Here is a 14638-nt window from a genome sequence, read left to right on the forward strand (position 1 = left end):
ATATGAATTTACAATTCACGGGTATGACCAGACGTAGCATTGCTACGTCTCTACAATGATTTGGCATCGAGCTACAAAAATGTATGCAAACATAATTCATGACCAAATTCAGCAACGCCGTTGGTTGATAGTTGTTAGTTGATATTTGTTAGTTATTAGTAGTTGTTTGTTTCCCACTAACCACTAACTACTAACCACTAACCATTAGTTGCAAGGTACACCAGCTGACTGACAGTCAGCTGTTTTAAATGACTTGCCACAACCGCAGGTTTCAGTTGCATTAGGGTTGATAAACTTGAAGCCGCTTTCCAGCACACCGTCAATAAAATCGATGACAATCCCTTCTAATAACGGCGCACTTTTAGCATCAACATAAATGGTTACTTTGCCTTGCTGGATTACCAAATCTTCTGGTTGTGGCTTGCTGGTAACATCCATTGCATATTCATAACCACTGCAACCACCATCACTAACAGAGATGCGGATACCTTTAGTTGCATCATTGGTATCAGCAGCAGAACCTGCTAAAAATGCCCGCAGACGAAATTCTGCTTTTTCTGTCAAAGTAACAGTCATCCAACCTCCTGACTTTTAAAATTTGTTGTTTGTTGGTAGTTGGTGGTTGGTTGTTGTTCCAAACAACAAAGAACAAACAACAAACAACAATTTACTAATGACTAATGACTGTAGATTTAGATTGCAAGTATCTCCAAGGTGCATTGTTACCGCAGACTGGACAACAGCGATCGCGATAAGAACGGCGCTTAGCAAATTCCATGCGAGTCAAATCCATTGTCAGCAGTTGCGATAATAGAGGTTGACTAAACCCAGTGATGAGCTTGATTGCTTCCAGTGCCGTCAGACAAGCGAGAGTGCCAGACACAGCACCTAACACTGCAAAACCACGCCTATCCCAATCTGGCTTCTCTGGAAACAAACAAGATAAACAAGGTGTTACACCAGGAATAATCGTAGTCAGGTAAGCCTCCATTCCGTCCATTGCTGCTTCCACCATTGGCTTACGCCAGCGTACGCAAGCTGCATTCAACACATCGCGCTCTGTAAAATTATGGGCGCAGTCAAGTGCCATATCAGCGGATTTCACCAAAGAGTCTACATTCTCTGGGGTGATATATTCATGAATCGCTTCCACCTTGATATCAGGATTGATGGCTTCTAGAGTTTCTTTTGCCTTGAAGACTCTTGGCTGACCAACCCAATCGTGCGTCATCAAAATTTGACGATTCATATCATCCAACCGCAAGTCGCCACCCCGGACTAGGATCAGCCGCCCAACGCCTGCTACCGCTAGGTAAAGCGCTGCCGTACCGCCTAATCCTCCCACACCTGTTACCAGAACTGTCGCTGACTTTAGGCGCTTCTGCGCTGTCTCGCCAAAATTAGGGAGCATAATTTGGCGACGGTAACGTTCTAACTCGGTAGGCGTCAGGTCTATCACTTTTTACCTCCTAATCAGAAGTGATTTCTGTCAGCGTGATTACATTTTTAGGCTTCTGTTTAAATACTTTGAACAGCTTTTGTTCTTGAGGTGTGGATTCGAGAAAAATCTGATAAGCTTTTTCCAAAGCCTCACAATATTTATTTAATCTATCTTCTACACTAATATCAGTATAATTCTCATCAATTTCTTGAATATATTGTGAGAATTTTTTCAAAATATGCAGACGATTTATACTTACAATTTTCTGATCGTAAGGTAATTGAAAAAACTCAAAATATTCCTCCGCTTGTGTGAGCTTTTGGAATTTGTTCCAATCTTCGCTCATTTGCCTTGCTCCATATTTTTTAGTTGTTGCTTCAGTTCTTCTAACTGACGATAAATTTCATAAGTTGCAGCAGCAACATCCATAATTTTTTGGTAATCTGTTGGCAACCCCTCTGCTAAATCGTGCAGATCCATTTTCATTTGACCTGCTTTACTGTTGAGGCGTTTTATCTGAGTTTTTAGTTCTTCAATGGTCATTTGTGATGTGTTTTTTGTTGGCTGTTGTTTGTTGTTTGTTGTTTGTTGTTGGTTGGTTGTTACAATTAACTACCAACTAACAACCAATATTTAATGGCTAATTACAATCTTCCAACTTCAGGAAATTTCTGAGCCAATTCCACGCCTTTTTGGACTAACTTTTCTCCTTCTTCTGCTACTTTTTCTAGTGATTCAAAACCAAAACGATGAGCATCTCGCAAGGTTTTCACTGTCAGTAAAAGACGACCAGAAAAGACCAGCGCCCAGCCAAATCCTTCGTGGCTCAAGTCAACTACAACCTGAGATAACAAACCGGTTTCTTGCTCAATACGGGCAGCTACAGCGCGATAAAATGCCATAATCCGTCCAACTGTTACCGGATCGACATCACCCTCAACAGAAATTTCGCGTTTCTTTTGTTTGCTAATAACATACGGTTTGAGAATTAATTCATCTGACCAATTCCGATAAACACCGTAAGTATCTTGACCCCGGATTTGTTGAACGATCGCTTTCAGAAAAGGTGAAGTTACAACTTCATTAGGGACGGTTCCATTAACACTATTAGTTGCACTCATACAGTGGTTTCTTCTTCCAATTCATCAAAGTTCAGGTTTTTTTGTTGTAAAGCTTTACGCAGCCAAGGTGGTGGGCTTCCTTTGAGAGTTTGAACTAATTTATTGAGCACATCAGTAATTTCTTCTTGGTCTGAACGTGCTTTGACAGGAGTGACACCTTTTTTGATTAATTTGGCAGCCGCAGTTCCACCAATTGCCGAAACATAAACAATCGTGCAATCATTCAATGCATCAAGTTTAGGGGCAACTTTGTCCTCGTTGCCATCTTGTTTGAGGTCGCCATCAAAATTGAGAGTTTCCACAAATTGATAACCCTCTGAGGAAATCTCATAAACATCAATCATCTTTGCCCAACCGAAGTGAGCATTGATATGAATTTGGTCACTAGTTGTGAAGGCTATTTTCATTGTTTGGTTAGTAGTTAGTAGTTAGTAGTTAGTAGTTAGTAGTTAGTAGTTAGTAGTTGGTAGTTGGTAGTTAGTAGTTAGTAGTTGATTTTTTACCACTAACCACTATTCACTAACCACTCACCACTATCTCTTTTAGTAGTTAGTGGTTAAATTTCCTACTAACCACTATCCACTAACCACTAACTCTTTCTTATTACCAATCACCTTGAACATCTCTATCTCTGACTTTTGCTTCCTCTTCATGCAAAAAGAGATTGCCCAAATCAAATAAAAACTCCATTGTGCCTCTGTAACCCACTTTGGTAAATTGACCATTACCTAAACGGTCAAAAATGGGGATACCTTGGCGATAGAGGGGAATTCCCAAGCGTTTGGCGATCGCATTTGTATGAGAGTTACCAATCAACAGATCAGAACCAGCAGCAAGGATCTCAAAGTCTTCAAAATCACCGATGGTGACGCTATCGATGGGGAGTTTTTCCAAAAGTGGCGATCGCGTCGTAGTCACAGCAGCTTGAATTTCTGCACCCATTGATTGCAGAAAATACACTGTTGACCACAGTAAATCCGGTTCCAGCGCCAGAGACACCTTTTTCCTACCGAAATAAAAATGAGTGTCCAACATTGCGTCTTGTAGTTGGCGGCGTTGGCGGCGGTATTTTTCCGGAACTGCATTCCCGCTCAAATTCGCTAAAAATAGCATGAATCTGTCTACCGCTTCCAACCCAGTCAGTTCGGTAAACACTTCGTAAGGTGTGCCAAATTTTTGTTCCAGGATTTTGGCTGCACCCCGCATACTTTCACCCAGCGCCAAGGTATAGACAGAACTACCGACTTTGTGGAGTTGCACTAAAGTTGTACCACCGCCAGTGATGGGACTGTAGGAATCATCCAAGTGACCATCCAAAGAAGCGGAAAGATCGGGAACAACAATTGGCGTCAGCCCAAAAGTGCTGACAATTTCCTTGATTTGCTGCACATCCCCCGGTGTGAAAGCAGAACTCATCAAAATTGTCACTTGTTGCGTTTTCGGTTCTCCTGGTTGGGGAACTTCTTTGACGATGCTTTCCACCGCCGCTGCAAAACCATCTTGCAGTGAGCCTTTAAAATCCGGTGAGGAGACTAATATAATTGGCAACTCATCCAACTCTGGGTGACGTTGGCGAAAATCCCTGAGAATGCCGTCCATATCATCTCCTCTGGTTTCCGTCAGCCCAGTAGTACACAAACCGATGATTTCTGGTTGAGACTTCTGTACCAAGGTGAGAATTGCTTGTTCGACATTCTCCTCACCACCCAAGATGGTAGTGACTTCCGTCATTGCGGTTGTAGAAAGGGGAATCGCCTCTCGGAAATGCCGCACTAGTATGACTTTAGCGAAGGCAGTACAACCTTGGGAACCGTGGAGTAAAGGCATCATCCCTTTCAAACCCAAAAAGGCCAGGGCTGCACCTAAAGTTTGGCTTTGCTTAAGGGGATTGACGATAACTGGCTTGTTAGGAATGACAACCTTTGCCATTATTCATCCTCCTCTAAAGATAAGGAGATGGAAAGACGTGGTGACGTGGTGACATTTTCTTGGTCGTCTTCCCAAGGTGCTGGTTTGCGGACTTGCTCCCACACGGGGCTGTAGAGGGCTTCATCCAGTTCTCGCGCCATTTCTACCATACCGCTATAACCAGCGTAGGCGTGGTGGCGTTCCTGGTTGATGTCGAGGAAAGGAATCCGGGCTTTTAGAGCAGTGTATTGGTTACGACCCCCAGCAATCAACATCTCTGCGTTGGTTTCGTTAATCACTCGCAGTATTTCTTGAGGATTGCCCTTTTCCAACGTAATGCCATCTTGACCGAGTAACTGCTTGATGCGGGCTTTGTCTTCCTCAGTACTTTTCTTGGTACTGGTAGCAACAACTTCCATCCCCAAGTCCTTTGCTGCCGAGATAATAGACCAGCTTTTCACACCTCCGGTATAAAGGACAACGCGCTTGCCCTTGAGGCGATCGCGATAGGGAGCGAGTTTTACATTTAAAGCGGCAGTTTCTTCGGCAATCAGCTTTTCTGTTCGCTCTTGCAAATCGCGTGAAGCGGAGCTATCCCGAAGGGACTCGCCCAATTTTGCCGCAATGTTTCGCAAACATCGATTTATATCTTCTACACCGTAGAAAGACTCTTCGATGTAGGGGATGCCGTAACGCTCCTCCATTTTCCGCGCCATGTTGATCAGGGCTTTGGAGCAAATCATCACATTGAGTTTGGCACGATGGGCGCTGCAAACTTCCTTGTAGCGAGCATCGCCTGTAATTTTTGCCAAGACGCGGATGCCTAATTTTTTGAATAACGGCAGCACATTCCACATTTCACCGGCGATATTGTATTCACCAATGAGGTTGATGTCGTAAGGTGTGGTGTATTCTGGTTCTTCAGTACCGACGACGTATTCCAGTAAAGCTTCGCCACCGATGCGGTTGCCAAGATTTTTACTACCAACAAAGCCAGGGGAATTTACAGGGATGATGGGAATACCGATTTTCTTAGCAGCAGCTTTGCAGACTGCATCCATGTCCTCACCGATGAGAGCAGTGACACAGGTAGAGTAAACAAACACCGCCGCAGGTTGGTAACGTTTGTGAATGTCCAAAATTGCTTTATAGAGCTTTTTCTCTCCACCGAAAATCACATCATTTTCACTCAAATCGGTGGTAAAGCCAAATTTGTAAAGCTGAGGCCCGGAGGAAAGACTGCCGCGACTGCCCCAGGAATTGCCAGCGCAGGCGATTGGCCCGTGGACTAAATGAGCAGCATCAGTAATGGGTACTAGGGCAATCATTGCACCGTCAAAGGCACAACCCCCTTGAGCGGCTCCAGGCTGAGCTTGTTGTTTGCAAGCCTTATTTTTCTTGTCTCCATGCGTGTGTTGATTATGTTCGCATCCTGACTCAGAGAGCAGCTCGTTGATTTTGCCTTGGGTGATTATCATCTCTTTCCTCGCGCTGGATAAAGTTTGCTAGTAGTTAGTAGTTAATAGTTAGTAGTTGTTTGTTGATTCTTTCCCCACTAACCACTAACCACTAACTAATTAGTAATCGATAATGAGTAATGAATAATGAGTAATATGTAACGACTAGCAAATATATTTCGTGACATCTTCTCCACATTCATCGCTGAGGAAAGATAATGCACGAAAACGCAATCCTACAAAGTTGTCATATAAAGGATTGAGTTTGCACAGTGCAGGAATATGGAAGTTACGTCCAAACAATCTAATTTTCCGCTCAAAGGGGCAACAACAAGGAATAATTTGGCAAATTAGATGAGCAAGACGATAATTTTTGATCTGGATACTATCTACTAACCTGCGTAATGGATGTAGAATATCAAAACCGCCAGATTTTTGATAGTTAGGTGGGTGGTAATTAGGATGGATATGTGTGTGATTTACAGAAGTCATATGCACTACTTAGGTAATAATTTACAAGGAAAAGGTAAAAGGAAAAGAAAAGAATTATGAATTATGAAATATTTGATTCATTCATAATTCATAATTCATAATTCATAATTTCTAATCCTTTTCCTTTGTTGGCACGCTGCGAGTTGATGAGATGATTAACGAATCAAGTCGAAGGAAATATCGGTCTTACCAGCAATGTTGGTGTTGCGATCCAGTTCATCGAGAATGGTGTTGACAACCCAGTTGAGCAGGTTGAGTCCACCTTGATAACCGATGGTAGGATAGCGGTGTAAGTGATGGCGATCGAAGAGAGGATAACCAATCCGTACCATTGGAATCTTGGTATCACGCCACAGATACTTACCGTAGGAGTTACCAACAAAGAAGTCTACGGGTTCGGTGAACAGCAAACTCCGCATATGCCACAAGTCTTTTTGAATCCAAACTGTAGCTTCTTTTCCGAAGGGGCTAGCGCTGAGGATTGCTTCCATTTCTTTCTTGAATTCCTCGTCGCCGTTGTTGCAGAGGATATGTACTGGTTCAGCACCCAACTCTAACAAGAAACTAGTGACACTGTAGATTAAATCTGGGTCGCCGTAAATTGCAAACTTCTTGCCATGAATCCAAGCGTAGGAGTCGGTCATTGCGTCTACCAAACGACCGCGCTCATCTTCCAACTCTTTGGGAATGGGCTTGCCGGTCATTTCAGACAATGTCATCAAGAACTCATCGGTTCCCTTGACACCCCAAGGACGCAGAACAGTGGTCTTTTGATTCCACTTAGTTTCGATATATTCGCGAGTCTTAGGTGTGGTGTAGCGTTGCAGAGCAACAGTAGCTTCGGCGTTGCAAGAATCAGCAGCATCTTCTAGCTTAGTACCACCTGGGTACATATTGTACTCACCTGTATTGGGAGAATCCAGATATTCACTGTTATCTGCCAAAATGGTGTGGTCAATACCCATCAGGTTGAGTATCCGCTTTAATTCGCGGTTGTTACCAGTGTAGGTATCAAAGCCGGGGATAAAGTTGAGCTTACCGTTGGTAGTGTTTTTCTTCTTGCCTTCTGTCAAGTAAGACAGAATCCCCTTCATCATGTTGTCGTAACCAGTGATGTGGGAACCAACGAAACTGGGGGTGTGAGCAAAAGGTACTGGTAAATCTTGAGGAACAGAACCTGCATTCTTAGCGTTGGTGATAAATGCACCCAAGTCATCACCGATAACCTCTGCCATACAGGTGGTGCAAACAGCAATCATCTTGGGCTTGTAAAGTTGGTAAGAAACTTGCAAACCTTCAATCATGTTGTTCAAACCACCAAACACGGCTGCATCTTCAGTCATGGAAGAAGACACGGCGGAGAACGGCTCTTTATAGTGACGGCTGAGGTGGGTACGGAAGTATGCAACGCAACCTTGAGAACCTTGGACAAAGGGAAGAGTACCTTCAAAACCAACAGCAGCAAAGATAGCACCTACGGGTTGGCAACCTTTAGCAGGGTTAACTGTTAACGCTTCCCGGGCAAAGTTCTTTTCGCGGTACTCCCAGCCTTTAGTCCATTCAGCAACACGGGCAACTTCTTCAGCGGAGTGTCCACCCTCAAATTGTTCGTGTTTATTCTTGAATAGCTCTGTATACTCTGGCTGTTTGAATAGGTCTACGTGGTCTACAATTTTGTCGGGATTCTGTGGCATTTCTGTATCTCTCTGTTGCTTGCTGGGTTTGTGTAGGGTATCGGGGATTGGGGATCGGGGATTGGGAAAGAATCTAACCTAGTTCCCAATCCCTAGTCCTTAGTTCCTTTTATGCAGCTTTAGCCTTTACTTCTTTCTTGTTCCAAGGAGTATCAATTAATCCCCAAGTTGGGCTGTTGAGTGCCATATCCATGTCGCGAGCGAAGATGGCGAAGCCGTCGTAACCGTGATAAGGGCCGGAGTAATCCCAGGAGTGCATTTGCCGGAAAGGCAGACCCATCTTCTGGAATACGTATTTCTCTTTGATACCAGAAGCAATTAGATCGGGTTTCTTCGCTTTGACGAATTCCTCGAACTCGTAAGCTGTAACGTCGTCGTAAATAATTGTGGCGTTGTCGATGTAGTGGGTGGTGCGCTTGTAGTCGTCGTTGTGAGCAAACTCGTAACCAGTACCGATAACTTTGATACCGAGGTCTTCAAAAGCAGGCACAACGTGACGAGGACGCAGACCGCCGACGTATAGCATGACGGTGTTGCCTTCGAGGCGTGGGCGATACTTCTCAACTACCGCATTCATGATCGGTGTATACTTAGCGATCACTTTCTCAGCATTTTCTTGGATCTTAGAGTCAAATTTAGCAGCAACCTCGCGGAGAGATTCAGCAATCTTGGTAGGGCCGAAGAAGTTGAACTCCATCCAGGGCATACCGTAAGCTTCTTCCAAAGCACGGCAGATGTAGTTCATCGAGCGGTAGCAGTGGATGAGAACTAACTTAGCGGAAAGACCGTTAACCAGTTCGTTGACGGTACCGTCACCAGACCACTGAGCAACAACACGCAAGCCAATTTCTTCCAACAGCATCCGGCTAGACCAAGCGTCACCACCGATGTTGTAGTCACCAATCAGCGCTACATCGTAGGGGCCAGGTTCAATGCTCAGTGTATTTTCCTTCTTCGCTTTGTCATAGCGAGGAAACATGTGGTCGCGGATAGCATCGTTAGCGATGTGGTGTCCAAGGGACTGAGAAACACCCCGGAAACCTTCGCAACGTACGGGAACAACGGGCTTACCAGTCTCTTTGGATGCTTTCTTGGCGACGGCTTCAATGTCATCCCCAATTAAACCGATAGGACACTCAGACTGAACGCTGATACCACGGTTGAGAGGGAAGAGTTCTTCAATTTCTTGAATAATCTTAGCCAGCTTTTTGTCACCACCGAAAACGATGTCGCGTTCTTGGAAATCGGAGGTAAAGTGCATGGTACCGAAGCTGTCAACTCCGGTAATACCCACGTAGTAGTTACGACGACCAGACCAAGACCAGTAACCGCAACCAACGGGACCGTGGCTGATGTGGATCATGTCCTTGATAGGACCCCAAACCACACCCTTGGAACCTGCATAGGCACAACCACGGGCGGTCATCACACCAGGAACTGATTTGATGTTGGACTTAACGCCACAATCGGACTTGCCTTCTTCGTGAACGTTAAGGTGTTTTTCTCGCTTTTTGCGAGATTTTTCTGGATAAGCTTGGAGAACTTCTTTAATTAGTTCTTTATGTTCTTCTATGAGATTGTTGTTTTCTGGAGGTGTCATAGTCTGCCTCGGTTAGACTTATGGGTTCGGATAATTGCAGGTATGGAAGGGAGGAAGAGGAAGGTAAAAGTAAAAAGTTAAAAGGCAAAAGAATTTTTTACTTTTTACTTTTTACTTTTTACTTAACTACGGCATCAGTTATTTAGCAGTAGCTTCAGCTGGCTTGCCGATGATCTCTGCATGCTTGGTATCATCGTCGAGAATACCGTACTCAATCAATAGGGCTTCCAGTTCATCCATTTCCATAGGAGTAGGAATAGTGAGCTTGGTGTTGTTGATGATCTTCTTAGCTAATGCGCGATATTCTTGAGATTGGTTGCTGTCAGGTGCGTACTCGTTAACGGTCATACGACGCAATTCTGCGTGTTGAACGATGTTGTCACGAGGTACGAAGTGAATCATTTGGGTGTTCAAACGTTCAGCCAGGTTTTCGATCAGTTCAGCTTCCCGGTCAACTTTACGGCTGTTACAAATCAAACCACCCAAGCGCACACCACCAGAGTGCGCATACTTGAGAATACCACGAGCGATGTTGTTGGCAGCGTACATCGCCATCATTTCACCGGAGGTAACGATGTAGATTTCTTGTGCCTTACCTTCACGGATGGGCATCGCGAAACCACCACAGACAACGTCACCCAACACGTCGTAAGATACGAAATCTAGGTCTTGGTAAGCACCGTTTTCTTCCAAGAAGTTGATGGCGGTGATGATACCACGACCAGCGCAACCTACACCAGGTTCGGGACCACCAGATTCCACGCAACGAACACCGCGAAAACCGGTTAACATTACTTCTTCAAGTTCTAAGTCTTCTACTGCACCTCTTTCTGCTGCTAAGTGCAGCACGGTGGTTTGAGCTTTAGCATGCAGCATCAAACGGGTCGAGTCAGCTTTGGGGTCGCATCCCACAATCATAATCCGCTGACCCATTTCTGCCATAGCGGCAAGGGTGTTTTGAGAAGTAGTAGACTTACCGATACCGCCTTTACCGTAGAAGGCTATCTGTCTGATTTTATCGTCGGACATGATTATTTTTCTCCTGCAATTGGTTGGTTTGGTGGGTCTAGAGGATTTGTGTTTAGGTTCATGTTGGGTCAGCAGTGACCGCTTAATAGAACGTCACCAACGGTGGCGATCGCTCTACTGCAAAAATAGTTGTCATAATGTTGTTTGTTGTTTGTTGGTTGTTGGTGGTTAGTAGTAAACAACCAACAACCAACCAAGAACTAATAACTAAACTGCTTCAACTACAAGGTCTTTGCTGACGCGATCGCGCAATCTAGATTCAATCGCAATCTTTAATGTCGCCGTGCTGCTAGAACACGAACCGCAAGCACCTTGCAGTACTACTTTGATACGATCGCCTTCGACGTCGAACAGTTCTACGTCTCCCCCGTCGGCAATCAAAACGGGTCTGACTTCTTCATCTAATACTTTTTGTATCAGTGCAATTTTTTGCACTGGGGTCAGCGGTTTTACAGATGAACGCTCATTACTGTGATTAGCAGAAGTACTTACAGGGGTAGCAGATTCTTTTTGCACGGACGCAATAATATCATCGATAGTTGCCAAACACGAACCGCAGCCACCACCCGCTTTCACATAATTTGTGACTTCTTCAGCGGTGGTGAGGTTGTTTTCAACAATCACGCGCCGGATTTTTGCGTCACTGATGCCAAAGCAAGTGCAAACTAGCGCCCCTTCGTCATCATCCTCATGAACATCTAGAGGTATACCTCGGTAATTATAAATAGCTGCTTCTAATGCTTCTTGTCCCATTACCGAGCAGTGCATCTTTGCTTCTGGCAACCCGCCCAGGTAATTGGCAATCTCTTTATTAGTAACTCTCAGGGCTTCATCTAAAGTTTTACCCTTAATTAGTTCTACCAGAGCTTCAGATGAAGCGATCGCACTAGTACAACCAAAAGTTTGAAAACGAGCATCAAGAATTTTCTCTGTATCTTCCTCAACTTTAAGATGCAGTCTCAGGGCATCTCCGCAAGCAATGCTGCCTACTTCACCAACGGCAACTTTAACACCTGCTTCACCCTTGTCTTCAATTACTCCCTGATATTTGGGATTGTAGAATAGCTCCAATACTTTATCTGTATAGTCCCACATTATTTTTGTCCTTTGTTCTTTGTCATTTGTCCTTTGTCACTTGTCCTTTGTTATTTACCAATGACTAATGACTAATGACCATTGACCGTTCTTGCAGCCAACTTGCTTCATCATTCTTGAAGGGTGAGAGGGCGCGTAGGCGTTCGACAATACCGGGCATTACTGCTAGCACAGTATCAATTTCGGCGTCTGTGGTGTAACGACAAAGGCTGAAGCGAATGGAACCGTGCAAGATTGTGTATGGTAAACCCATTGCCCGCAAAACGTGGGAAGGTTCCAAAGAGCCAGAACTACACGCTGAACCGGATGAGGCACAGATACCGTATTGATTGAGCAAGTAGAGAATTGCTTCACCTTCAATGTACTTGAAGCCAATGTTGGTGGTGTTGGGCAATCTCTGTGTAGAATGACCGTTGACTTGGCAGTCGGGAATAGTTGCAATAATAGTTTGTTCTAAGCGATCGCGCAATTTTCTTTCTCTGGCGGTAGCTTCTTCTAAATGTAGTAATTCTAATTCGGCAGCTTTGCCAAGGGCAACGACTCCCGGAACATTCTCTGTTCCCGCCCTTCTGCCGCGTTGCTGTCCGCCACCGATGAGCATAGGGCGAAATCTCACACCGCGCCGCACGTACAAAGCACCAATTCCTTTGGGTGCATGAATTTTATGACCAGACATGGTTAACATATCAATGGTGCTAGTCTTCATGTTCATCGGAATTTTACCGACTGCTTGCACCGCATCTACATGGAAGAGAGCACCGCGTTCTTTGACTTGTACACCAATTTGCTCGATTGGGAAAACCACGCCGGTTTCGTTGTTGGCATACATAATCGTCACCAAGGCGGTGTTACCTGTCAGTGAGGCTTCCAGTTCATTCAGATCCAACTGTCCCTCGTGATTCACTGACAAGTAGGTAACGTTGTAACCTTGTTTTTCCAGCTGTTTGCAGAGACTTAGTACTGCTGGGTGTTCTACTTGGGTAGTGATGATGTGTCGCTTGTCTGGTTGCGCCAATAGTGCAGCCCTAATGGCGGCGTTATCTCCCTCTGTACCACCACTGGTAAAGATAATTTCTGATTCGTCAGCACCAAGGAGGACTGCAACTTGTTCCTGTGCTTGATTAACTGCTTTCTTAACTTGCCCACCAAAGCTGTGCATACTGGAGGGATTACCGTAATAATCCGTCAAGTAGGGCAGCATCGCCTCTACAACTTCTGGGTCTACTTTGGTGGTGGCATTATTGTCTAGATAAATACAATTTTTCTGCATTGCTTCCAATTCTATTTAAATTTTTGTTACTTGTTGTTAGTAGTTAGTGGTCGAAAATTACTACTAACTACTAACCACTAACCATTAACTAACAGGCAACTTGGTGCTGACGTTTCTGCAATTGTTCGGAGAATTTCTCTGAATAGAAGTTAAACCAATTCTCCCAATAATCTTGTTTTTTTGTTAATTTTGCTACAAAATGGTAATAAGTGTTAAACCAGCTTTCCCAATAATCGGCGGGCACTTTTACGCAACCATTGGATGTAGGACAACCAGCTTTGCACTGAGGTACGGTATGAATACTACCAACACAGTTTGTGCAAAGTTCAGGATCGATCCAGGGGCGATCGCCATCTATTTTGATTGCACCGGTGGGACATACAGATTGACAGAGATTACAGGAAATGCACTCGCTGGTTATTTGGTAAGCCATGACTATTCTCCATAGAGGGCAGATTGAGGCTTGGGTAGTGGGTAATGAGTAATGAGTGCTGGGTAATGAAGAGAATGATGAATGATGAATTATGAAAAAACAATTCATAATTCATAATTCATAATTTCTGTACGTATTGCTGGTAATACTCCAAAGCAACCTTGTCAATTACGTCATAAGTTTCAACGGTTTGTATGCCAGCTGCGTACAATTTTTCTTTGGGACAATCACCAATCTTGGCAACAAATACCGCTTTACAATCTGCGATCGCTTCGATGATGTTTTCAAGAGTCGCTGTCTCTCCATAACCGCCTTGGCAGTAATGGTAATGGAAGCCGCGTCTGTTTTGAGCGCTGCCTACTGGGATTTGGGGTAGGCTATAAACCCAAATTTTCAAGGGCTGGTGTGTCTGCACAAAATGTGGGTGGAAGACAGCGCCTACAGCCGTGGCTACCCTACACCGTAGAGCGTAGCCCTTCTCGTAGAGTAGACGTTATACGTCTACGATTTCACAGGGGCATGGTGCTATCTTATTTCTCCACTCACTTATCGCTCCTTGATTAGTGCGTCAAGTGATTGGCGATATATGTTTTATATCAGCCTCCGGAAATAGACTGTAGCCTACAACCAGGATAAGATTTATTAGATTTATTAAGTTTGTACTCAAAATATGAAATCCAGATTTCCAAAGCATTAAGAGAATTGGAAATTTTTTTTTGGGTAGGGGTACTAGTATTTTAGGGTGGAAGTACAAGTATTTATGGAGAAGGGGGCAAGTGTTTTTGTACTCAGATGAAACCCAGTTCTAGCAATGGTTTTAACTCGATTTGCATTCTTTTAAGCTTGCACAGCGTTGTACTCAAAGACCCTTCTCAAATAGCCCAGAGCATCTATTTTGGCGCAGTTTTTACTTTTGGAAATCAGGAACAGGTTACGGACTCTACTTCAGAAAATTGCGAAATTGAATTCTGTATTCAACATATCACTTTTTTCTGATAGAAAATGCGATTTAATTTTTTTTAATTTTTCAATCGGTAAATAGAACTTGGGGTGAGAGAAGCCTTAATTTCAGCCACTTCGAGCAACCTTAACAGGCAG

17 protein-coding genes are annotated in these 14638 nt (G+C 44.2%); 1 reads left to right on the plus strand and 16 read right to left on the minus strand.

Annotation, left to right across the window (positions count from 1 at the left end; genetic code table 11):
* Positions 1-204: 204 nt before the first annotated feature.
* The 12 genes from HXY43_RS12140 to nifH form a co-directional block, all read right to left on the minus strand.
* On the minus strand, positions 205-576 hold the full coding sequence (locus HXY43_RS12140; protein WP_290883475.1) for an iron-sulfur cluster assembly accessory protein: 372 nt from the start codon (positions 574-576) through the stop codon (positions 205-207).
* A gap of 94 nt (positions 577-670) precedes the next feature.
* Entirely contained in the window at positions 671-1459 is a 789-nt protein-coding gene (locus HXY43_RS12145) for a HesA/MoeB/ThiF family protein (protein ID WP_290883476.1), read from the minus strand.
* A gap of 10 nt (positions 1460-1469) precedes the next feature.
* Positions 1470-1787, minus strand: a complete 318-nt coding sequence (nifW, locus tag HXY43_RS12150; RefSeq protein ID WP_290883477.1) for a nitrogenase-stabilizing/protective protein NifW — start codon at positions 1785-1787, stop codon at positions 1470-1472.
* Positions 1784-1984, minus strand: a complete 201-nt coding sequence (locus HXY43_RS12155; RefSeq protein ID WP_290883478.1) for a CCE_0567 family metalloprotein — start codon at positions 1982-1984, stop codon at positions 1784-1786. The genes nifW and HXY43_RS12155 overlap by 4 nt, the downstream gene beginning before the upstream one ends.
* Positions 1985-2085: 101 nt before the next feature.
* On the minus strand, positions 2086-2562 hold the full coding sequence (locus tag HXY43_RS12160) for a NifX-associated nitrogen fixation protein (RefSeq protein ID WP_290883479.1): 477 nt from the start codon (positions 2560-2562) through the stop codon (positions 2086-2088).
* Positions 2559-2969 carry a nitrogen fixation protein NifX gene (gene nifX / locus HXY43_RS12165; RefSeq protein ID WP_290883480.1) on the minus strand — a complete coding sequence of 137 codons (411 nt, stop codon included), beginning with the start codon at positions 2967-2969 and terminating at the stop codon, positions 2559-2561. The genes HXY43_RS12160 and nifX overlap by 4 nt, the downstream gene beginning before the upstream one ends.
* Positions 2970-3165: 196 nt before the next feature.
* Positions 3166-4491: a nitrogenase iron-molybdenum cofactor biosynthesis protein NifN gene (gene nifN / locus HXY43_RS12170; protein WP_290883481.1), complete on the minus strand. Its 1326-nt coding sequence runs from the start codon at positions 4489-4491 to the stop codon at positions 3166-3168.
* Positions 4491-5948, minus strand: coding sequence for a nitrogenase iron-molybdenum cofactor biosynthesis protein NifE (nifE, locus tag HXY43_RS12175; protein WP_290883482.1), 1458 nt, complete (start codon positions 5946-5948; stop codon positions 4491-4493). The genes nifN and nifE overlap by 1 nt, the downstream gene beginning before the upstream one ends.
* 144 nt (positions 5949-6092) lie before the next feature.
* Positions 6093-6419, minus strand: coding sequence for a Mo-dependent nitrogenase C-terminal domain-containing protein (locus HXY43_RS12180; protein WP_290883483.1), 327 nt, complete (start codon positions 6417-6419; stop codon positions 6093-6095).
* A gap of 155 nt (positions 6420-6574) precedes the next feature.
* On the minus strand, positions 6575-8113 hold the full coding sequence (gene nifK / locus HXY43_RS12185) for a nitrogenase molybdenum-iron protein subunit beta (protein WP_290883484.1): 1539 nt from the start codon (positions 8111-8113) through the stop codon (positions 6575-6577).
* Positions 8114-8222: 109 nt separating this feature from the next.
* Complete coding sequence (gene nifD, locus HXY43_RS12190) at positions 8223-9713, minus strand: nitrogenase molybdenum-iron protein alpha chain (RefSeq protein WP_026731054.1); 1491 nt, start codon at positions 9711-9713, stop codon at positions 8223-8225.
* Positions 9714-9851: 138 nt separating this feature from the next.
* Entirely contained in the window at positions 9852-10742 is an 891-nt protein-coding gene (gene nifH / locus HXY43_RS12195) for a nitrogenase iron protein (protein WP_290883485.1), read from the minus strand.
* Between nifH and HXY43_RS12200 the strand changes: the two genes are divergently transcribed.
* Complete coding sequence (locus HXY43_RS12200; protein ID WP_197035982.1) at positions 10741-10914, plus strand: hypothetical protein; 174 nt, start codon at positions 10741-10743, stop codon at positions 10912-10914. The genes nifH and HXY43_RS12200 overlap by 2 nt on opposite strands.
* A gap of 35 nt (positions 10915-10949) precedes the next feature.
* Here HXY43_RS12200 and nifU read toward each other — a convergent pair whose 3' ends face one another.
* The 4 genes from nifU to HXY43_RS12220 form a co-directional block, all read right to left on the minus strand.
* Positions 10950-11837 (minus strand): Fe-S cluster assembly protein NifU, encoded by an 888-nt coding sequence (gene nifU / locus HXY43_RS12205; RefSeq protein WP_290883486.1) that lies wholly within the window; start codon positions 11835-11837, stop codon positions 10950-10952.
* 64 nt (positions 11838-11901) lie between these two features.
* Positions 11902-13107: a cysteine desulfurase NifS gene (nifS, locus tag HXY43_RS12210; RefSeq protein ID WP_290883487.1), complete on the minus strand. Its 1206-nt coding sequence runs from the start codon at positions 13105-13107 to the stop codon at positions 11902-11904.
* 88 nt (positions 13108-13195) lie between these two features.
* The gene (locus HXY43_RS12215) at positions 13196-13540 is read right to left on the minus strand and encodes a 4Fe-4S binding protein (protein ID WP_290883488.1); all 345 of its coding nucleotides are present in this window, start codon (positions 13538-13540) and stop codon (positions 13196-13198) included.
* Positions 13541-13658: 118 nt separating this feature from the next.
* Positions 13659-13955: a NifB/NifX family molybdenum-iron cluster-binding protein gene (locus HXY43_RS12220; RefSeq protein ID WP_290883489.1), complete on the minus strand. Its 297-nt coding sequence runs from the start codon at positions 13953-13955 to the stop codon at positions 13659-13661.
* Positions 13956-14638 lie beyond the last annotated feature (683 nt).

This window comes from Fischerella sp., assembly GCF_013388695.1.
GTDB lineage: Bacteria > Cyanobacteriota > Cyanobacteriia > Cyanobacteriales > Nostocaceae > PCC9605.